Genomic DNA, 19,241 nt, shown 5'->3' with positions numbered 1-19,241 from the left:
CCTTATTCAGGCTGGTGGGTAAAAAAGTAAATGGACGTTGACCCGTAGGTTCGTTCCTGAACCTTCGTCAATGAGCCGAAATGTTCTGCAACTTCGTCTGATTTGGCAGCCTCAGCGCAAATAATACCCCGAGGAGATAAACAGTTCAATGCGGAGAGCCGCTCCAGGATGCGATTGACCAGATCCTGCCCGTAGGGAGGGTCCAGAAAGATCACATCGAAAGAAGCCGACTTGTCAAAGGATTCCAGGGCCTTGAATGCGTCCAGGTGGATCAGGCGAGCGCGGGACTCGAATCCGCAAGCCCGCAGGTTGTTCTGGACCACCTTGGCCGACTGTGCTCCCTGATCGACGAAAGTGGCGTGTTCGGCCCCGCGACTCAAGGCCTCGATCCCCAGGGCACCGCTGCCGGCAAAAAGATCCAGAATGGTCTGTCCCTGCCAGGATCCCAGGCGGCTGAACAGGCTGCTGAAAATAGCCTCACGAACACGGTCGGGCGTCGGCCGGATGGTCCCTCCGGTGAAAGAGGCCAGTTTTTTTCCTCTCGCTGTCCCGCCAATTACCCGCATTGAACGCTTCGCCTTTCCATCAGACAATTCCCTAAAGGGGCAAAAACACTGTTCGATTTTCTAGCATGGGGCCGAACCCAGGTCAAGGTTAATGATTCCTCTCACTTGACAACGCCTTGGGCTGGAGAGTTTAATACGGGTCACATGGTCTTGAAAATACCACGAGGATTTTCCGATGAATCACGATAACCTGCTTGCCCCCTATGCGGCCCGAAGTGCAGCCAGTCGCGGGCGCAAACATGAAGAGCCTTACAAGGATTCCAGGCCGGTTTTCGAGCGCGACCGCGACCGGATCATCCACTGCGCCGCCTTCCGTCGCCTCGAATACAAGACTCAGGTTTTCGTCAATCACGAGGGGGATTACTACCGGACCCGGTTGACCCATTCGCTGGAGGTGGCCCAGATCGGCCGGGGCATCGCCCGCCGCCTGCATCTGAACGAAGATCTGGTGGAGGCGCTGGCTTTAGCCCACGACCTCGGTCATACCCCGTTTGGCCATACGGGAGAAGTGGTGTTGAACCGGTTGATGGCCGACCATGGCGGTTTTGAACACAACCGACAGTCCCTGCGCATCGTCGAACTTCTGGAGGAAAGGTATCCCGGTTTCGATGGTTTGAACCTGGCCTGGGAAACCCGCGAGGGCATCATCAAGCATTCGTCCCAGTACGATCACCCAGGGCACCCCGAGGACGACGACTTTGAGCCCCACCAGCGGCCGACTCTCGAGGCGCAGATCATCGATCTGGCCGATGAAATCGCCTACAACAATCACGACATTGACGATGGCCTCAAGGCGGGCTACATCACCCTGGATGAACTGGCTGCCCTCGAGATCTGGCAGGACATGTCCGCCCTGGTATCCCGTAAATACCCCCATCTTCGCGGTGAACGACAGGCCTACCAGACCATCAGCCACTTAATCGGGCATCTCATTGATGACCTGGTGCAGACAACGACTGAAAATTTGAAGGCCTACCACATCGATAACCTGGAGGCGGTGCGCTCTCACCCGGATTATCTGGTCAGGCTCAGTGGGGAAACCGCCCGAAAGAACAAACAGCTCAAAGCCTTTTTGTACCGCCAACTGTATCGGCACTACAAGGTCGAGCGCATGCGCATCAAAGCCGAGCGCTTTGTGACGCTGCTATTTACCAGCTATAAGGAAAATCCCACGCTGCTGCCCCGGAAACTGCAGCAGCGTTTCGATGAACATGGCAAGGAGAGGGTGATCTGCGACTATATCGCGGGGATGACGGACCGTTCTGCTCTTGACGAATACAAGCGGCTGTACGAGCCTTACGAAAGGGTGTGAAGGGGCTCAGGGCAGGTCGATCTTCGGCTCATCGCTGCGGCGATAGAGGAGAATGGTTTTTCCGAGAATCTGGACGACGGCCGCCCCGCAGCGACTGGACAGGATCTCAGCCACCTCCTGGCGCGTCAGGTCGCAGCCTTCCTGGATTTTGACCTTGATCAGTTCATGCGTGCTCAGCGCTTGGTCGACCGAGCTGAGCAGAGTCTCGCTGATCTCGCTTTTGCCGACCATGACAACGGGATTGAGATGATGTCCGAGGGAGCGTAGGTAACGAACCTGTTTTCCTTTCAAGCTTTCCATACTGACTTTCCTTGTGTGTTTCGAGATGATTGAATACCGTGAATCGCGGATTATATAGACCCATCGCGGTCTTGAGAAGAAAAATCGTGCGTCGGTGTGGTTCCACCTTTCCATGAAGAGGTCTCCATGCAGAATGAAGGAGTCATTAAATTCGACCTGGCGTTTGAACCGGGAGCGCCTGCAGACAGCGAGATCATCTGTGACATCAACGCCTGGCGGCGCATTTTCTATCAGCTGCAGTTGATCGGACAGCAATCGGATCGCTACGGCGGTTACGGTTTTGGCAATATCAGTCAGCGCTTGCCCCCCTATGAGGCGCCAGCTCAGCACCGCGCTTTTCTGATCAGCGGCACCCAGACAGGCGGCCTGGCCCAGCTCGACGAGAATCACTACACCCAGGTGTTTGCCTACGATTGCGGGAAAAATCAAGTGGTGGCCAGGGGACCGGTCAAGCCTTCCTCCGAGGCCTTGACCCACGCCATGCTCTACGATTTGGACGCCGAGCTTCATTGTGTCATCCACGGTCATTCGCCGGACATCTGGCAAAAACGTCATCGACTGGCTTTGCCCGTAACCGACGAGGCGGCCGCTTACGGCACACCGGCGATGGCGGAAGAGGTGGCCCGACTTTATCAGGATCCTGCTGTGCGTTCCGGGGGCATCATCGTCATGGGAGGGCATGAAGACGGCGTCCTGTCTTTTGGTCGAACCCTGGCTGAGGCCGGTTCCATCCTGACCTGTGTCCTGGCCCGGGCGCTGGCTTTGTAAACTATGAAGAAGCACTCCTTTCTTTTCCTCTTACTCGCTGTCGCCGTGATGACTATGCTGCTCAATTCGTGCACGGAAATCCCCTACATGGTCCATTGCGCCAAAGGCCACCTCCAGCTGTTGTCCAAGCGGCAACCGGTGGAAAAGGTGCTTAACGATCCCGGCTGTCAGCCCCAGCTTAAACATCAACTGGAAACCAGTCAGCTTATTCGGGATTTCGCCAGCCGCGAGCTTTTGCTACCGGATAATGGCAGCTACCGTTCCTATGCTGACCTTGAGCGACCCTATGCCGTCTGGAATGTCGTGGCGGCGCCCGAATTCTCGCTGACGCCGGTGCAATGGTGTTTTCCCTTCGCGGGCTGTGTCTCCTATCGAGGCTATTACACTCAGGAGAAAGCCCGGAGGTTCGCCGAAAAGCTGCAAGAACAGGGGAAGGATGTCTATCTCTACGGGGTGGCAGCCTACTCGACCTTAAACTGGTTTGACGACCCGCTGCTCAATACCTTCTCCAACGATCCTGCTCCCGACCTGGCGGGGCTTATCTTCCATGAACTGGCTCACCAGCTTCTGTACATCAAAGGGGACAGCTTCTTTAACGAAGCCTTTGCCCAAACGGTGGAAAGGGCAGGGGTGCTGCGCTGGCTCGACACCTATGGCACCGTGGAGGAACAGGCATGGCACGCCAACAGATCCCGGCGGGAAGAGGACTTTCTGGCTCTGATCGGGCAGACCAGGCAGGAATTGGTGGACCTTTATGGCGCCGGTCTTCCCGAGGCGGCTATGCGGCAAGGCAAGGAGGATATCCTGAAAACCCTGCGCCATCGTTACGAAGAGTTGCGGCAGGCCTGGGGAGGCTACCGGGGATATGACCGCTGGTTCGAGAAAGATCTCAACAATGCCCGCTTTGTTTCTATCGACACCTACCGCCGTTATGTGCCGGCCTTTGAGGCCCTGCTGCGGCGCAGTGGCGGAGATTTGCGACAGTTCTACGCGTTAAGCCGCCGCCTATCCGAACTTCCCCAAGCAGACCGGAGTGTTCGCCTGGAGGCCCTGCTCAAGGAAGCGGGAGAGGGAGAGGTCCTTGCCGCTGCGCCCTAACGGCCGACGCTATGGCAAACGGCAAGTGGCCCGGCAGAAATATCTGCCGGGCCACTTGCCGTTCAGAGCATGATTGGTTCGACTATTCCGTGGCGGCGATTTGCGCTTCCACCGCAAAGCGTTTGATTTTTCGTGTGGTTGTTTTGGGGAACTCGTCTTCGCGCACCGTGAATTTTTTAACCCGCTTGTAATCGGCCAGGCGTTTGCCCGCCTCAAGGACTTCTTCCCGAATCAGCTTTTCAACCTGTTCCGTACTCATGGGGGATATGCCCTTTTCGCGGGCGTAATTGTCCACGGCCTCCTGATCGGGGAAGATGCTGGCGTGAACTTCTTCGGCGTTGGCGTCCACCTTGTGTCCGTACACCATGACCTCGGCGATGTAGGGACTCTGCAGCAGTTCGTTTTCCACCTCTTCGGGATAGACGTTTTTCCCGTTGGGGGTGACAATCAGGTTTTTGACCCGTCCACAGATACTCAGATACCCTTCAGCGTCAATCTTGCCGAGATCGCCGGTCGCATACCAGCCCTCTTGTAAGACCTCGTCGGTCGCCGTGGTGTTCTTAAAATAGCCTTTCATGACGTTGGGGCCTCGTACGACAATTTCACCCACCCCTTCGTCATTGGGTTGGTTGATTTTCACCTCAACCCCCTGCAGCGGACGCCCGACCGTACCGATTCGGGTTTTTCCCGGTGACTCCAGAGAAATGACGGGGGATGTCTCGGTGATGCCATAGCCCTGATAGATTTGTATCCCCAGGTTTTTGAAGCCCTGGGCGATGGTCGGGTCGAGAGCCGCGCCGCCGCTGACGAAGATGGTGTCACCGCCGAGGCGGGCCCTGACCTTGCTGGCCACCATGGTCCGGGTCAGGGGCAGGTTGAAGAGCGTTTTGGACAGCGGGTTGCCTTCGACCATCTTGAGGATGCGGTCGTAGAACAGACGATAAACGGCGGGAACACCGAGGAAAAAGGTCGGCTTGACCTCGGCCAGGTTCTCGCCCAGTTTCTTGAGGGATTCGGCAAAGGAAATCTTGCCGCCGACGGAGAGTGGCAACAGCACGCCGCATACCTGCTCGAAGACATGGTTGATGGGCAGGAAGGAGAGGGTGTGGATGGTGCTGTCGAGGCCGAAGGCGGTTTGCAGGGAGAGGATATTGGAGACAATGTTGCCATGACAGAGCATGGCGCCTTTGGAGCGCCCTGTGGTGCCTGAGGTGTAGAGAATGACGGCGATATCGTCGGCCTGCCGTGGTGAAGGTTCGGGAACCGTATCGACCAGAAGTTCGTCAAAGGTAAGCAGTTTGCCTTTTTTGAGCAGGTGCTGTTTGATATGGCTCAGGGGAGAGAAGATGTCGATCTTTGCTGATACCTTACTCTCCTCGGCCCTATTGCTGGTCAGGGCCTGATGGGCCCGGTTGGCAAGCGCCTCAAGAGCCGTCTTCTTGTCGCTGGGCAGGTTGAATTCTTCCGACAGGGTTCTCCACTCCTGCACCAGAGCGTCCACCGCCGCCAGGGCTTCCCTGTTTGGCAGAAACTTGTCCGCACTGGCATCAATGAGAATGATTTGTTCTAGGTGAGGCAGATCCAGCTTCAGATCAAGAAGCATGTCAAGATAGGACTGTGAGGTGAAGATCAACTTCGCTTCGCAGTCGGAAAGGATATGTTTCAATTCGGAGGATTTCAATTCTTTGTCGACCGGAACGGCGACGCCGCCGGCCTTGAGGATTCCCAGGTAGGAGCAGACCCATTGGGGTGAGGAAGGCGCCAGCAGGGCAGCGTGAAAACCCGCCTTCATACCTCGTTTCTGCAGGCCGGCGGCCACCTGGTTGCTGAAATCAAGGAGTTGGGCATGGGTCGTTTCCTGCCAGATCCCGGCCACCTTCTGGCGAAGGGCGACATTCTTGAAGTATTTACGGCAGCTGTAATCAAGAAGCGTATTGACTGTGTCCACAAAAAACTCCTTTTGGCAAGCTAGGCGGGGGAAACCCTGATTTTTCTTGGGTAGAAAGGGATTAATCTTAGCGTTTGACTCCCGGATAAATCAAGAAAAAACCCGTATACGAACACGAACACCCTTGCCTGTACAAGCACCTGATCCCCGGGGTTTTGTCCTTTACAAACATAGAAATAATCTATATTTTACCTGTTTGCAAAAAAGACAAACCAAGGACATCTTCGGAGACCTATGAACAAAGAGTTGATTCGAAATTTCTCTATAATCGCCCATATTGACCACGGCAAGTCCACTCTTGCCGACCGGCTGCTTGAAGAGACGGGTACTCTCAGTGCTCGGGAAAAAACGGCCCAGTTCCTCGACAAGATGGACCTGGAAAGGGAGCGGGGAATCACCATTAAGGCCCAGGCCGTGCGGCTGAAGTACAGGGCGAAGGATGGCAAGGATTATATTCTCAACCTGATCGACACTCCCGGTCACGTTGATTTTACCTACGAAGTCAGCCGCTCGCTGTCCGCCTGCGAGGGGGCCCTGCTGGTCGTGGACGCCTCCCAGGGCGTCGAGGCGCAGACCCTGGCCAACGTCTATCTGGCCATCGATCAGAACCTCGAAGTTTTTCCCGTACTCAATAAAATCGATCTGCCCAGCGCCGAACCCGAGCGCGTCAAGGAAGAAATTGAAGAAATCATTGGCCTTGATACCCGCGATGCGATCGGAGCCAGCGCCAAGGAGGGGATTGGTATCCAAGAGATCCTGGAGCAGATTGTTCAGAAAATACCACCACCCACCGGCGATGAGGCCGCTCCCCTCAAGGCTCTGATCTTTGACTCCTGGTACGATTCTTATCAGGGGGTTATCATTCTCGTTCGCGTCATGGAAGGGACCCTTAAAAAGGGGGACAAGATCCAGCTCATGTCGAATCGCAAGAGCTACGAAGTCCTCAAACTGGGGGTCTTTTCGCCGCATCCCCTGGAGATGCAGTCTTTGTCAGCCGGCGAGGTTGGTTTTATGATCGCCGGTATCAAGGTGGTACAGGACGCCAAGGTCGGCGATACGGTCACCCACCTGCACCAGCCGGCGGCAGCGCCCTTGCCGGGCTTCAAGGAAGTCAAGCCCATGGTCTTCTCCGGCCTCTACCCGATCGATACGGCCGATTACGACCTACTGCGGGACGCCTTGGAAAAGCTTCGCCTCAATGATTCATCCTTCTCTTTCGAGCCGGAAAATTCTCTCGCTCTGGGTTTCGGCTTTCGCTGCGGCTTCCTCGGCCTGCTCCACATGGAGATTATCCAGGAGCGCCTCGAACGCGAGTTCGGCGTCGACCTGATCACCACGGCGCCAACCGTTGTCTACAAGGTGACAACCGTCAAGGGGGATCTTCTCCGGGTCGAGAGTGCCAACAAGCTGCCCGAAGTTCAGCATATCCAGACCATCGAGGAACCCTTTATCCTGGCCTCGATACACGTTCCCAATGAGTTTGTCGGGACCGTGCTGGCCCTGTGTGAAGAGAAGAGGGGAGTCCAGCGTGAAATCAAGTACCTGACCGCCAATCGTGTCATGGTGGTTTACGAACTGCCTCTCAATGAAATCGTTCTCGATTTTTACGACCGCCTCAAGTCGATTACCCGCGGCTATGCTTCTTTCGACTATGAGCACCTCGACTATCGGGAAAGCAAGCTGGTGCGCCTCAACGTTCTGATCAACGGGGAACCCGTTGACGCCTTGTCCCTCATTGTTCACCAGGACAAGGCCCAGTCGCGCGGGCGCGAACTGGCTGCCAAGATGAAGGAATTCATCCCGCGCCAGCAGTACGAGGTGGCCATACAGGCGGCCATCGGCAACAAGGTTGTGGCCCGGGAAACCGTCAAGGCCCTGCGTAAAGACGTCACTGCCAAATGTTATGGCGGCGATATCACCAGGAAGCGTAAGCTTCTGGAGAAACAGAAGGAAGGTAAAAAGAGGATGAAACAGGTGGGTAGCGTCGAGTTACCCCAGGAAGCCTTCCTGGCCATACTGAAAGTGAAAGAGTAAATAATTATGACAACATCTGCTGGCACTTCCATGCAGGGCAAAACGCCCAAATCCAAGCTGCGCGAATACGCCGAGGCGTTGATCGTTGCCGCCATTCTGGCCCTGTTTATCCGCACCTTCGTGGTCCAGGCCTTCAAGATCCCATCCGGATCAATGGAAGATACCCTCCTTATAGGCGACCATCTGCTGGTCAATAAATTTCTGTACGGCATCAAGATTCCTTTTACCGACAGTCGCTTCTTGACCATCAGGCATCCTGAGAGGGGTGACATTGTCGTCTTTGAATTCCCTGAAGACAAGGAAAAGGGGTATTTTCAGCGCCGGGATTTCATCAAGCGAGTCATCGGTACGCCGGGGGATGTGATCGAAGTGCGCAACAAGCAGGTCTATCTCAACGGCGAGCTTTACACCATTCCACAGGAAATCCATAAGGAGTCTGACGTCCTCGGCGAAAAATACGGCCCCAGGGACTTCATGAAGCCCGTGACGGTGCCGGAAGGCAAGTACTTCGTGATGGGGGACAACCGTGACCGCTCCTACGACAGTCGCTTCTGGGGGTTCGTTGACGAAGAGGCGATCAAGGGACTGGCGTTCATCAAATACTGGTCCTGGGATCGGGATGATCTCACGCCGCGCTGGAGCCGCATCGGTCGGCCTATTCACTAATATTCTGCCCCGATCGTCACTTTACCATTGACTTGGTTGGGCGGTGCTGATAGATTCCCAAAAATTTCGTTTTACAACGTCCCTTTTAAGTTAATCCAGAGAGGTTAGCAAAGGTGGCTCCATGCAAAGCAGCGTCACGCTCGTCGTGTATAAATCTACAAGGGTATCTTTCCGGTTCTGATCGGAGAGGTACCCTTTTTTTGCGCCATTTTCAGAAGGGGAGGCCAGTACATGAGCCAAGCAGCGACAATCATCATGGACGGTGCCGGTATCGGCCGGGCATTGACCAGAATCTCCCATGAGATTCTGGAACACAACAAAGGCACGGAAAAGCTGGCTCTGATCGGCATCCGTACCGGCGGTGACCATCTGGCCAAGCTCGTTCGCGCCCGCATCGCGGAAATCGAAGGTGTTGAGGTTCCTCTGGGCGTCATGGATGTCACCATGTACCGGGACGATTTAAGGTCAAGGGGCAGTCTCCCTCTGGGCAAGACCGACATCCCCTTTCCGCTGGACGATGTTCGGGTCGTTCTCATCGATGATGTCCTTTTCACCGGCCGCACCATTCGGGCCGCCATGGATGCGCTCATGGATCTGGGCCGCCCCCGAAGCATTCAGCTGGCGGTTCTCGTCGATCGGGGCCATCGCGAACTGCCTATCCGTCCCGACTACATCGGCCGCAATGTCCCCACCTCGCGGGACGAAAAAGTTCAGGTCGAGTTTGACGATTCGTTGGTTCCGGTTGAAGTCCGGCTTTTGAAACCATAATTTTCAGGGGGTCCGTCATGGCTTTTCCACACAAACACATTCTGGGCACGGAGCAGCTTTCCAGGGAAGACATCATCCAGATTCTGGATACGGCGGAAAGTTTCCGGGAAATCAATGCCCGCGCCATTAAAAAAGTGCCGACTCTGCGGGGGAAAACTATCGTCAATCTTTTCTACGAGGCCAGCACCCGCACCCGCACCTCCTTTGAAATTGCCGGCAAGCGACTTTCCGCTGACACCATCAATATCAGCGCCAGTTCCTCATCCGTGGTCAAAGGGGAAACCCTCGAGGATACCGCCCGCAACATCGAGGCCATGAATCCTGATATCATCGTCATGCGACACTCCGCTTCTGGGGCCCCCAACTACCTGGCCCAACGCCTGGACTGTTCGGTGATCAATGCCGGCGACGGGGCACATGAGCATCCGAGCCAGGCTTTGCTTGACCTGCTGACCATTCGCCAGCATAAAGGAAAAATAGAGGGGCTCAAGGTCGCCATCATCGGCGATATCGCCCACAGCCGGGTCGCGCGCTCCGGTCTGTACGCGCTGGTCAAAATGGGCGCGACCGTGCGGCTGGCCGGTCCCGGCACGATGATCCCGCCCGGTATCGAGCGCCTGGGGGCCGAGGTCTATACGAATATCAATCAGGCCCTGGACGGGGCCGACGTCGTGATGATGCTGCGCATCCAGCTGGAGCGTCAGGGCAAAACGCTGCTGCCCACTCTGCGTGAATACGCGCGCTTCTACGGGCTGAACAAGGAAAATCTCAAGCTCGCCAAGAAGGACGCCATCATCATGCATCCCGGCCCCATGAACCGCGGTGTGGAAATTTCCTCTATCGTCGCCGATGGCGATCAGAACGTTATTCTGGAACAGGTGGAAAACGGCGTGGCGGTTCGCATGGCCCTGCTGTACCTGGTCTCTGGCGGCGAGACCGCCGAAACGGCCGCCGAAGCCTGATTATCAGCCCATCATTTTTTAGCTATTGAGTGAGGAGAGTATGGATATATTGATCAAGAACGGTCGCGTTGTCGACCCCGCCAATAAAGTGGATCAGCAGCTGGATGTCCTTATTCGCGACGGTAAGATTGCCCGCATCGAAAAGGAGATTGCCGACGCCGACGCCCGTGTGCTGGATGCCAAGAGTTGCCTCGTCGTGCCGGGTCTGGTGGATATGCATGTCCATCTGCGCGATCCCGGCCTGGAATACAAGGAGGACATTGTCAGCGGCACGCGCGCCGCGGCCGCCGGGGGTTTTACCTCCGTGGCCTGCATGCCCAACACCAAACCCGTCAACGACAACAAGGCGGTCACTCTGTACATCCGCAATAAGGCCAAAGAAGAAGGCTTTGCCAATGTCTTCCCTATTGGCGCCATTACCAAGGGACAGAAGGGGGAATCGCTGTCGGAAATCGGCGAGCTCAAAGAAGCTGGCTGTGTCGGCCTCTCGGATGATGGGGTTCCTGTCGGCAGCGGTGAACTGATGCGCCGGGCCATGGAATATGCACGCCCCTTCGGCCTGCCGATCATCAGCCACGCCGAAGATCTCTCTTTGGTGGGGGAGGGGGTCATGAACGAAGGTTTCGTGGCGACGGAACTGGGGCTCAAGGGGATCCCCTGGGTCGCTGAAGACGCCGCCACGGCTCGCGAGGTCATGCTCTGCGAGTTCACCGGCGCTCGTCTGCATGTAGCGCATGTTTCCACCCGCGGTTCGGTCGAGATCGTACGCGCCGCCAAAAAGCGTGGCGTGAGCGTCACCTGCGAAGCGACCCCTCACCACTTTACCCTGACGGAAGAAGCGGTGCGCGGCTATGACACCAACGCCAAGATGAATCCGCCCTTGCGCACCGCCGATGATGTGGCGGCCATTCGGGACGGCCTGGCAGACGGGACCATCGACGCTGTCGCCACCGATCACGCTCCTCACCACTACGATGAAAAAAATGTGGAGTTCAATATTGCCCTCAACGGCATTGTCGGTCTGGAGACCGCCTTGCCTCTGACCCTCCGCCTGGTCGAGGACGGGGTCCTTTCGCTCAATCAGGCCATCTCGCTTTTGACCGACCGGCCTGCTCGCATCCTCGGCCTTAACCGAGGCACCCTGGGCATCGGCTCTCCGGCGGATGTCACGGTTATTGATCCCGACCAGAAGTGGGTTATCGACGCCAGTCGCTTTCAATCCAAGAGCAGAAATACTCCTTTTGACGGCTGGAATGTCAAGGGGAGGGTCCTTTTCACCGTTTGCAACGGACGAATCACCTTTGAACACAAGAAATAACATCGGGTAGTTACGGATATTTATTAAAGTTATTTCCAGGGAGTTTTGCAGCTATGGATGCTATTTTGGCTCTTGCCGACGGCAGGGTCTTTCGCGGTAAGTCATTCGGGGCGCCGGGTGAGGTAAGCGGAGAGGTTGTCTTCAATACCAGCATGAGTGGTTATCAGGAAATCTTGACGGACCCTTCCTACCGGGGTGAAATTGTCACTATGACCTATCCGCTTATCGGCAATTGTGGCGTCAACCCCGAGGACGTCGAGTCATCTCGACCCCATCTTGCCGGCTTTGTCGTCAAGGAAGCCTGCGAAATGCCCAGCAACTGGCGCTCGACCATGTCTCTTGACGCCTACCTGAAAGAAAATGGGATAGTCGGCATTCAGGGCATCGATACCCGCGCTCTTGTTCGACATATTCGGGACAAAGGGGCGCAGACAGGCATCATTTCTTCACTGGATCAGGATCCAGAGAGTCTCGTGGCCAAGGCTCGTCAGGCCCCGTCGATTGTTGGCAAGGATCTCGTCAAAGAAGTTACCTGCCAAAAGGCCTATGAATGGACCGAAGGGGGATGGGACCTGGAAACCGGTTATCGCCAGGCGGGTGCTTCACCAAGATTTCATGTGGTGGCCTATGATTTCGGGATCAAACGCAACATTCTGCGCAACCTGGTTGACGCCGACTGCCGGGTTACCGTGGTGCCGGCCCACACGGCGGCAGAAGAGGTGCTCCGCCTGAATCCCGACGGCATCTTCCTGAGCAATGGCCCGGGCGACCCTGAACCCATCACCTATGCCCAGGAAAATATCCGGAAGCTTCTTGGGAAAAAACCGATTTTCGGGATCTGCCTGGGTCACCAGCTTCTGGCCATTGCCCTGGGCGGCAAGACCTACAAGCTTAAGTTCGGACATCGGGGCGGCAACCAGCCGGTTCGTCGCGACGAAACGGGTCGGGTGGAAATCACGTCGCAAAATCACGGTTTTGCTGTGGATGCGGCTTCCATTAATAACACCGCCGTACTGACCCATATCAATCTGAACGACAATACGGTGGAGGGGCTTACGCACGCGACCTGTCCAGCCTTTTCGGTGCAGTACCACCCCGAAGCGTCTCCGGGACCACACGATGCGCGGTATCTTTTTACCAGGTTTGTAGACATGATGGCGCAGTCGAAAAAAAGCAAATAGTGCGTGGCGAGTGGCGCCCCTGTTTTCATTGCGAACAACCGATTACGATTTTACCAAACACTGATTTCCCATAACGGATTTGCATATGCCCAAGCGTACAGACATCAAGAAGATTCTCATTATCGGCGCCGGTCCCATCGTGATCGGACAGGCCTGTGAGTTTGACTACTCCGGCACTCAGGCCTGCAAGGCGCTCAAGGAGGAGGGATACACCGTCGTTCTTCTCAACTCCAATCCGGCGACCATCATGACCGACCCGGGTTTTGCCGACCGTACTTATGTTGAGCCCGTGACGCCGGAAGCTTTAGCGCGCATCATCGAGAAGGAGCGCCCCGACGCCGTTCTGCCCACTCTGGGTGGACAGACGGCACTCAACACGGCGGTGGCCGTTGCCAAGAACGGCACCCTGGAAAAGTACGGGGTGGAACTGATCGGGGCCAAACTGCCGGCCATCGAAAAAGCCGAAGATCGCACTCTGTTTAAACGGGCGATGGAAAAAATCGGGATACCCGTGCCCCGGTCCGGCCTGGCGCATAATTTCCAGGAGGCGATGGAGATTATCGAACATGTCAAATTCCCGGCCATCATCCGTCCCTCCTTTACCCTGGGTGGCACGGGCGGCGGCATTGCCTACAACATGGAAGAATATGAAACCATGGCCATGGCCGGTATTGACGCCTCCCCGACCGATGAAATCCTGGTGGAAGAATCGGTGATCGGCTGGAAGGAGTACGAGCTTGAGGTCATGCGCGACCTGGCCGACAACGTGGTCATCATCTGCTCGATCGAGAACCTGGACCCCATGGGGGTTCACACGGGGGATTCCATCACCGTGGCGCCGGCGCAAACGCTCACGGACAAGGAGTATCAGCTGCTTCGGGATGCTTCCATTAAAATTATCCGTGAAATTGGCGTCGAAACGGGCGGATCCAATATCCAGTTTGGTATCAACCCGGCTGACGGGCGCATGGTCGTCATCGAGATGAATCCCCGTGTTTCCCGTTCGTCGGCTTTGGCTTCCAAGGCGACCGGTTTCCCCATCGCCAAGATCGCCGCCAAGCTTTCCGTCGGCTATACCCTCGACGAAATCCCCAACGACATCACCCGGGAGACTCTGGCCTCTTTCGAGCCCACGATCGATTATGTCGTGACCAAAATCCCCCGGTTCACCTTTGAAAAGTTTCCGCAGGCCGACGCCACCCTGACGACCCAGATGAAATCCGTCGGCGAAGTCATGGCCATCGGCCGCACCTTCAAGGAAAGTCTGCAGAAAGCTCTTCGCTCGCTGGAAATCGGCTCTCACGGATTTGAGAGTCGCCTGTTTGATCTCGCCGCCGATCAGCGCCGCGCCTTAACTGGCGAGGAAGAGGACCTGCTGCGGGGCAAGCTGCGGACTCCCGGCTGGGACCGGCTCTGGTATGTCGCCGATGCTTTCCGAGCTGGCTTCAGCCTGGAAGAGATCCATCAACTGACCTATATCGACCCCTGGTTTTTGCACAATATTCAGCAGATCCTTGCCATGGAAGATCGGCTTCTTAGCCAGCGCCACCAAGGCATCAGGCAGGGAGATGAGGTTAAGGACCTTCTGCGTACGGCGAAGCAATACGGATTCTCCGACAAGCGTCTGGCGATTCTTTGGGGCATTACCGAAAACGATCTTCGGCAGATCCGTCTGGGATTCGGTATCCGTCCCGTCTATAAACGGGTCGATACCTGTGGTGCCGAATTCGAGGCTTATACGCCCTACCTGTATTCTTGCTACGAAGCCGAATGTGAAGCTGCTCCGAGTGATCGTAAAAAGGTGATGATCCTCGGTGGTGGTCCCAACCGGATCGGTCAGGGGATCGAATTCGACTACTGCTGTGTCCATGGGGTTTTTGCTCTGGCCAAAGACGGTTATGAAACCATTATGGTCAACTGTAATCCCGAAACGGTGTCGACGGATTACGACACCTCTGACCGCCTCTACTTTGAGCCACTTACGCTGGAAGATGTCCTGGAAATCGTCGAGGTGGAAAAACCCGTAGGCGTCATCGTCCAGTTTGGCGGCCAGACCCCCTTGAAGCTCGCCGTGGCGCTCGAGAAAGCCGGTGTTCCCATCATTGGCACCTCGCCTGACGCCATTGACCGCGCTGAAGATCGCGAACGCTTCCAGGCTTTGCTGCACAAGCTCGACCTGCTGCAGCCGGACAACGGCATTGCGCGCTCCGTTGAGGAATCGGAAAAAATAGCCGAACGCATCGGCTACCCGGTGGTCGTCCGTCCGTCCTATGTTCTCGGCGGGCGGGCCATGGAGATCGTCTACAGTTCCGAGCAACTGCGAAACTACATGAAATACGCCGTTGAGGCCTCGCCGGAGCACCCCATCCTGATCGACAAATTCCTGGAGGAGGCCATCGAGGTCGATGTCGATGCCCTTTCCGACGGCAAGGACGTGATTATCGGCGGCATTATGCAGCACATTGAAGAAGCCGGCATTCACTCGGGAGATTCGGCCTGCGCCTTGCCTCCTTTTTCTCTGGCCTCCGAAACCATGGAGGAAATCAGGCGACAGACCGTCGAGCTGGCCCTCGAATTGAATGTGGTCGGGCTGATGAACATTCAGTACGCCATCAAGGGGCAAACGATCTATCTTCTTGAAGTCAACCCGCGCGCCAGCCGGACTGTCCCCTTTGTCTCCAAGGCCACCGGGCGCCCGCTGGCCCAGATCGCTGCCCGGATCATGGCCGGCAAAAGTCTCCAGGAACTAGGCGTGTCGGGCGAAATTATTCCTGAGCACACGGCTGTTAAGGAGTCCGTCTTTCCCTTTGTCAAGTTCCCGGGGGTCGATACGCTGTTAGGTCCTGAAATGAAATCGACCGGGGAGGTCATGGGCCTGGACATGGATTTCGGCAAGGCCTTCGCAAAAGCCCAACTGGCGGCCGGAGTGAAACTGCCGCTAGCGGGAAAAGTTTTCATCAGCGTCAAAGATGCCGACAAAAAGGCAATTCTGGAGCCTGCCCGCAAGCTGGTTTCGGCCGGATTCGAGCTGGTGGCGACATCGGGAACCGCCAGTTTTCTGCAGGAGAAGGACATCCCCGTTCAAAGAATCAACAAGGTGAAGGAAGGCAGACCGCACTGTGTTGACGCAATAAAAAGTCATGAAATTGCTATGGTTTTCAATACGACTTTTGGCGCTCAGTCCGTGGCCGACTCCTACTCGATCCGACGGTCTTCGCTTATGTACAACGTCGCCTACTACACCACCGTGGCCGGAATGATCGCCGCGGTGGACGGTATTTTGGCCATGAAGAGAGAAACTCTTGACGTAAAACCTCTTCAAGAGTATCATTTCGACCAATGACGGCCTGAGGACAGGCATAAATTAGAAAAATATCTTTTTCGGGCGGGGTAACCCGCCCGATGATTTTTTTAAGGAGCGAAAAGGATCAAGGATTCATGACTGACTCAGTACCTATGACTCGTGAAGGCTACCAACGCCTCCAGGAAGAGCTTAAAAACCTTATTCGTGTCGAGCGCCCTAAAGTGGTCCAGGATATTGCAGAAGCACGCGGCCACGGGGATCTTTCCGAAAACGCCGAATATGACGCGGCCAAAAACCGTCAAGGATTCATCGAAGGGCGTATCAAGGAACTCAACGACAAGATTGCCAGGGCCCAGGTGATCAACCCGGCTGAACTGGACACCGACAAAGTGGTCTTTGGGGCCAAGGTGACCCTCTTTGACGTGGATTCCGGCGTCGAGACAACTTACCAGATTGTCGGCGAAGATGAAGCCGATATCAAATTTGGCAAAATCTCCATTACTTCCCCCGTGGGGAAAGCACTGATAGGACATCAACTCGACGAAGAAGTGCGCATCAAAGTACCCTCCGGTCTTAAAGTGTACGAAATCATCGATATCAAATACGAATAGAGGAGAAACACATGAGCGACAAAATTACCAAAGATATGACCTTTCACCAGGTTCTTCAGATGAGCCCCGAAGTGGCTAAAGTACTGCGTAACTACAACCTGGGTTGCGTCGGTTGCATGGGCGCCATGAATGAAACCCTGGAGCAGGGTTCCATTGCCCACGGGTTGGACGTCAACGACATCCTCAGAGACCTGAACGCCATTTTCGCTGAATAAAGGGGAGGGGAGATGCCCCCGATCCTTTCCTACCAAAGCAGTCGATCCATTCTCTCAACCCCCCTGGACCAGATCCGGGGGGTTGGACCCCGCCTTCTGGAAAAATTACGTCAAATGGGTGTTTCCTCACTGGAGGATGCCCTCTATACGCTGCCCCACCGCTATGAAGACCGCCGGGAAATCCGCAAAATTGCCCATTTACGCCCCGGCAGAAGCGAAGTCTTCTATGGGGAGGTCCTTGCGGCCAGCGAAACTCTGACGCCCAGAGCCCGCAAGAAAATCTTCGAAGTCATTGTCTCTGACGGTAGCGGGCAGGTTTCTCTGAAATGGTTCCGCTATCAACGAAACTGGATCAAAAGTCGTTTTTCTCCCGGCAAAAAAGGGCTGTTCAATGGCGAAGTAAAGCGGTTCGGGGCTCGCCCCGAGGTTCATCATCCCGATGTGGACTTTCTGCCCGATAAGGTCTCCCTGCAGGATCATCTGGCCTCCGATCCTCTCAACTTTGGCCGCATTCTGCCGGTATATCCTTTAACCGAAGGTTTGTCGCAAAAAGTCGCCAGGAAAATATGGAAGGATATTGTCGAGACCTACGCTCCCGGCCTGGTGTCGCCAATTCCTGGCGAAATCCTGCAAAAATACCGGTTGCTGCCCCTGGCCCCGGCCGTACAACAGGTTCACTGGCCTGCGGACCAGGCCTCTGTGGAAGACCTGGAGGAGGGGAGGGACCAGGGCCGGCGATCCATTGTATTTGATGAATTCTTCTTCCTCGAACTGGGTTTGGCTTTGCGTCGCCAAGGCATGATTCTTGAGCAGGGTATTCCTTTTCAGGTGAACCACCTGTACACGAAGCCCCTGGCGGAGATGCTGCCTTTCCGACTGACGGCGGCCCAAAAAAGGGTTCTTGGCGAGATCAAAAGAGATGTGATGCGTCCGCACCCGATGAACCGTCTGGTACAGGGCGATGTCGGCAGCGGCAAAACCATCGTCGCCCTGATGGCTGCCTTACTGGCTATCGAAAACGATACCCAGGTCGCTGTGGTCGCCCCGACCGAAATACTGGCTGAACAGCACTACCTTAACTTTCGGCCCTGGCTCGAAGCGCTCAACCTTCAGGTCGGTCTTCTTTCGGGATCATCGTCTCCGGCGGATCGCCGGAACCTCCTCGAAGGTCTTCGTGCCGGCACGATTCATCTCTTGGTGGGGACTCACGCCGTTCTGCAGGAGAATGTCGAGTTCAAACGACTGGGGCTCGGTATCATCGACGAACAGCATCGATTCGGAGTGAAGCAAAGGGCTGTTCTCCGTAGGAAAGGGGAAAATCCGCATATTCTGGTCATGACGGCCACTCCCATTCCCCGCACTCTTTCCCTGACCCTTTACGGGGACCTGGCTCTGTCCGTTATCGATGAACTGCCTCCCGGCCGAACTCCGATCACCACCCGGGTCATTGCAGAAAATCAGCCTAAAACGGCACATGACATCATCTCGCGCGAACTGAAGGCGGGACGTCAGGCCTACATCGTTTATCCCTTGGTGGAAGAGTCCGAAAAAAGCGATCTGAAAGCCGCCACCGAAGCGGCTCAACAGCTGGCCGCGGAGATTTTTCCTCAATACCGGCTTGGCCTGCTTCATGGGCGTCTGAAAACTGAGGAAAAGGAAACTGTGATGAACGCTTTCAAAAATCACCATATTGATATTCTGGTCTCCACCACGGTCATCGAGGTGGGTATCGATGTACCTAATGCCACGGTGATGCTCATTGAACACGCCGAAAGATTTGGGCTCGCGCAATTGCACCAGCTACGAGGTCGGGTAGGGCGGGGCGAACATCGGGGACATTGCCTGTTGATACACTCCTCTCGATATACGGAAGAGGCCAGACAGCGACTGGAAGTTATGGTCAAAACCACCGATGGATTCCAAATTGCCGAGGCCGATCTGCAAATTCGTGGGCCGGGCGAACTTATGGGGACACGACAGGCTGGACTGCCGGACTTCAGGGTGGCCAATCTGCTACGGGACGGCTATCTCCTTGATCAAGCCCGAGAAGAAGCTTTTAAACTAGCTGAAAAAGACGATTTTTTACGAAACCCCGAGTATCAGGAGTTGCGAGAGGCTCTCATGGATCGCTGGGGGGATCGGCTGGAGTTGGCTACGGTAGCCTGATCCTGAGTTTTTCGGGAAATATCA

The 19,241-nt window shown here is 55.7% G+C and carries 16 protein-coding genes; 13 read left to right on the top strand and 3 right to left on the bottom strand.

Translation table 11 applies throughout. The annotated features are described in order from the left end of the window. Positions 1 to 2: 2 nt before the first annotated feature. A complete protein-coding gene (rsmD, locus tag MJO47_RS12400; protein WP_253961434.1) occupies positions 3 to 566 on the bottom strand; it encodes a 16S rRNA (guanine(966)-N(2))-methyltransferase RsmD in 564 nt (187 codons plus the stop codon). 175 nt (positions 567 to 741) lie between these two features. On the opposite strand from rsmD, the gene MJO47_RS12395 reads away from it, so the two are divergent. Continuing rightward, positions 742 to 1,878, top strand: coding sequence for a deoxyguanosinetriphosphate triphosphohydrolase (locus MJO47_RS12395; RefSeq protein ID WP_253961433.1), 1,137 nt, complete (start codon positions 742 to 744; stop codon positions 1,876 to 1,878). A gap of 6 nt (positions 1,879 to 1,884) precedes the next feature. On the opposite strand, the gene yhbY is transcribed toward MJO47_RS12395, so the two are convergent. Then, positions 1,885 to 2,178, bottom strand: a complete 294-nt coding sequence (gene yhbY / locus MJO47_RS12390; RefSeq protein WP_253961432.1) for a ribosome assembly RNA-binding protein YhbY — start codon at positions 2,176 to 2,178, stop codon at positions 1,885 to 1,887. Between the two features lie 126 nt (positions 2,179 to 2,304). Between yhbY and MJO47_RS12385 the strand changes: the two genes are divergently transcribed. Then, positions 2,305 to 2,946: a class II aldolase/adducin family protein gene (locus MJO47_RS12385; protein ID WP_253961431.1), complete on the top strand. Its 642-nt coding sequence runs from the start codon at positions 2,305 to 2,307 to the stop codon at positions 2,944 to 2,946. A gap of 3 nt (positions 2,947 to 2,949) precedes the next feature. Next, positions 2,950 to 4,044, top strand: a complete 1,095-nt coding sequence (locus MJO47_RS12380) for an aminopeptidase (RefSeq protein ID WP_253961430.1) — start codon at positions 2,950 to 2,952, stop codon at positions 4,042 to 4,044. A gap of 82 nt (positions 4,045 to 4,126) precedes the next feature. On the opposite strand, the gene MJO47_RS12375 is transcribed toward MJO47_RS12380, so the two are convergent. Then, entirely contained in the window at positions 4,127 to 5,992 is a 1,866-nt protein-coding gene (locus MJO47_RS12375; RefSeq protein WP_253961429.1) for an AMP-binding protein, read from the bottom strand. A 234-nt stretch (positions 5,993 to 6,226) separates the two neighbouring features. On the opposite strand from MJO47_RS12375, the gene lepA reads away from it, so the two are divergent. From lepA to recG, 10 genes are all read left to right on the top strand, one after another. Beyond that, positions 6,227 to 8,026: a translation elongation factor 4 gene (gene lepA, locus MJO47_RS12370; protein WP_253961428.1), complete on the top strand. Its 1,800-nt coding sequence runs from the start codon at positions 6,227 to 6,229 to the stop codon at positions 8,024 to 8,026. A gap of 6 nt (positions 8,027 to 8,032) precedes the next feature. Beyond that, positions 8,033 to 8,692, top strand: coding sequence for a signal peptidase I (gene lepB / locus MJO47_RS12365; protein WP_253961427.1), 660 nt, complete (start codon positions 8,033 to 8,035; stop codon positions 8,690 to 8,692). Positions 8,693 to 8,923: 231 nt separating this feature from the next. After that, positions 8,924 to 9,460, top strand: coding sequence for a bifunctional pyr operon transcriptional regulator/uracil phosphoribosyltransferase PyrR (pyrR, locus tag MJO47_RS12360; RefSeq protein WP_253961426.1), 537 nt, complete (start codon positions 8,924 to 8,926; stop codon positions 9,458 to 9,460). A gap of 17 nt (positions 9,461 to 9,477) precedes the next feature. Continuing rightward, positions 9,478 to 10,422, top strand: a complete 945-nt coding sequence (locus MJO47_RS12355) for an aspartate carbamoyltransferase catalytic subunit (RefSeq protein ID WP_253961425.1) — start codon at positions 9,478 to 9,480, stop codon at positions 10,420 to 10,422. Positions 10,423 to 10,462: 40 nt separating this feature from the next. Further along, on the top strand, positions 10,463 to 11,740 hold the full coding sequence (locus tag MJO47_RS12350; RefSeq protein WP_253961424.1) for a dihydroorotase: 1,278 nt from the start codon (positions 10,463 to 10,465) through the stop codon (positions 11,738 to 11,740). A gap of 53 nt (positions 11,741 to 11,793) precedes the next feature. Further along, positions 11,794 to 12,921: a glutamine-hydrolyzing carbamoyl-phosphate synthase small subunit gene (carA, locus tag MJO47_RS12345; RefSeq protein ID WP_253961423.1), complete on the top strand. Its 1,128-nt coding sequence runs from the start codon at positions 11,794 to 11,796 to the stop codon at positions 12,919 to 12,921. 85 nt (positions 12,922 to 13,006) lie between these two features. Beyond that, a complete protein-coding gene (carB, locus tag MJO47_RS12340; RefSeq protein ID WP_253961422.1) occupies positions 13,007 to 16,264 on the top strand; it encodes a carbamoyl-phosphate synthase large subunit in 3,258 nt (1,085 codons plus the stop codon). Positions 16,265 to 16,359: 95 nt separating this feature from the next. Continuing rightward, positions 16,360 to 16,836 (top strand): transcription elongation factor GreA, encoded by a 477-nt coding sequence (gene greA / locus MJO47_RS12335; protein WP_253961421.1) that lies wholly within the window; start codon positions 16,360 to 16,362, stop codon positions 16,834 to 16,836. Between the two features lie 11 nt (positions 16,837 to 16,847). Beyond that, complete coding sequence (locus tag MJO47_RS12330) at positions 16,848 to 17,051, top strand: DUF1858 domain-containing protein (RefSeq protein ID WP_253961420.1); 204 nt, start codon at positions 16,848 to 16,850, stop codon at positions 17,049 to 17,051. A gap of 12 nt (positions 17,052 to 17,063) precedes the next feature. After that, positions 17,064 to 19,217 carry an ATP-dependent DNA helicase RecG gene (gene recG / locus MJO47_RS12325; protein WP_253961419.1) on the top strand — a complete coding sequence of 718 codons (2,154 nt, stop codon included), beginning with the start codon at positions 17,064 to 17,066 and terminating at the stop codon, positions 19,215 to 19,217. Positions 19,218 to 19,241: the final 24 nt, after the last annotated feature.

This window comes from Desulfuromonas sp. KJ2020 (genome assembly GCF_024197615.1).
In the GTDB taxonomy this organism is placed as follows: domain Bacteria; phylum Desulfobacterota; class Desulfuromonadia; order Desulfuromonadales; family SZUA-540; genus SZUA-540.
This window is presented reverse-complemented; position numbering and strand designations above follow the sequence as displayed.

Coding starts and splice junctions, on each gene's coding strand:
- rsmD (WP_253961434.1), bottom strand. CDS start 566: ATGCGGGTAATTGGCGGGACAGCGAGAGGAAAAAAACTGGCCTCTTTC.
- MJO47_RS12395 (WP_253961433.1), top strand. CDS start 742: ATGAATCACGATAACCTGCTTGCCCCCTATGCGGCCCGAAGTGCAGCC.
- yhbY (WP_253961432.1), bottom strand. CDS start 2,178: ATGGAAAGCTTGAAAGGAAAACAGGTTCGTTACCTACGCTCCCTCGGA.
- MJO47_RS12385 (WP_253961431.1), top strand. CDS start 2,305: ATGCAGAATGAAGGAGTCATTAAATTCGACCTGGCGTTTGAACCGGGA.
- MJO47_RS12380 (WP_253961430.1), top strand. CDS start 2,950: ATGAAGAAGCACTCCTTTCTTTTCCTCTTACTCGCTGTCGCCGTGATG.
- lepA (WP_253961428.1), top strand. CDS start 6,227: ATGAACAAAGAGTTGATTCGAAATTTCTCTATAATCGCCCATATTGAC.
- lepB (WP_253961427.1), top strand. CDS start 8,033: ATGACAACATCTGCTGGCACTTCCATGCAGGGCAAAACGCCCAAATCC.
- pyrR (WP_253961426.1), top strand. CDS start 8,924: ATGAGCCAAGCAGCGACAATCATCATGGACGGTGCCGGTATCGGCCGG.
- MJO47_RS12355 (WP_253961425.1), top strand. CDS start 9,478: ATGGCTTTTCCACACAAACACATTCTGGGCACGGAGCAGCTTTCCAGG.
- MJO47_RS12350 (WP_253961424.1), top strand. CDS start 10,463: ATGGATATATTGATCAAGAACGGTCGCGTTGTCGACCCCGCCAATAAA.
- carA (WP_253961423.1), top strand. CDS start 11,794: ATGGATGCTATTTTGGCTCTTGCCGACGGCAGGGTCTTTCGCGGTAAG.
- carB (WP_253961422.1), top strand. CDS start 13,007: ATGCCCAAGCGTACAGACATCAAGAAGATTCTCATTATCGGCGCCGGT.
- greA (WP_253961421.1), top strand. CDS start 16,360: ATGACTGACTCAGTACCTATGACTCGTGAAGGCTACCAACGCCTCCAG.
- MJO47_RS12330 (WP_253961420.1), top strand. CDS start 16,848: ATGAGCGACAAAATTACCAAAGATATGACCTTTCACCAGGTTCTTCAG.
- recG (WP_253961419.1), top strand. CDS start 17,064: ATGCCCCCGATCCTTTCCTACCAAAGCAGTCGATCCATTCTCTCAACC.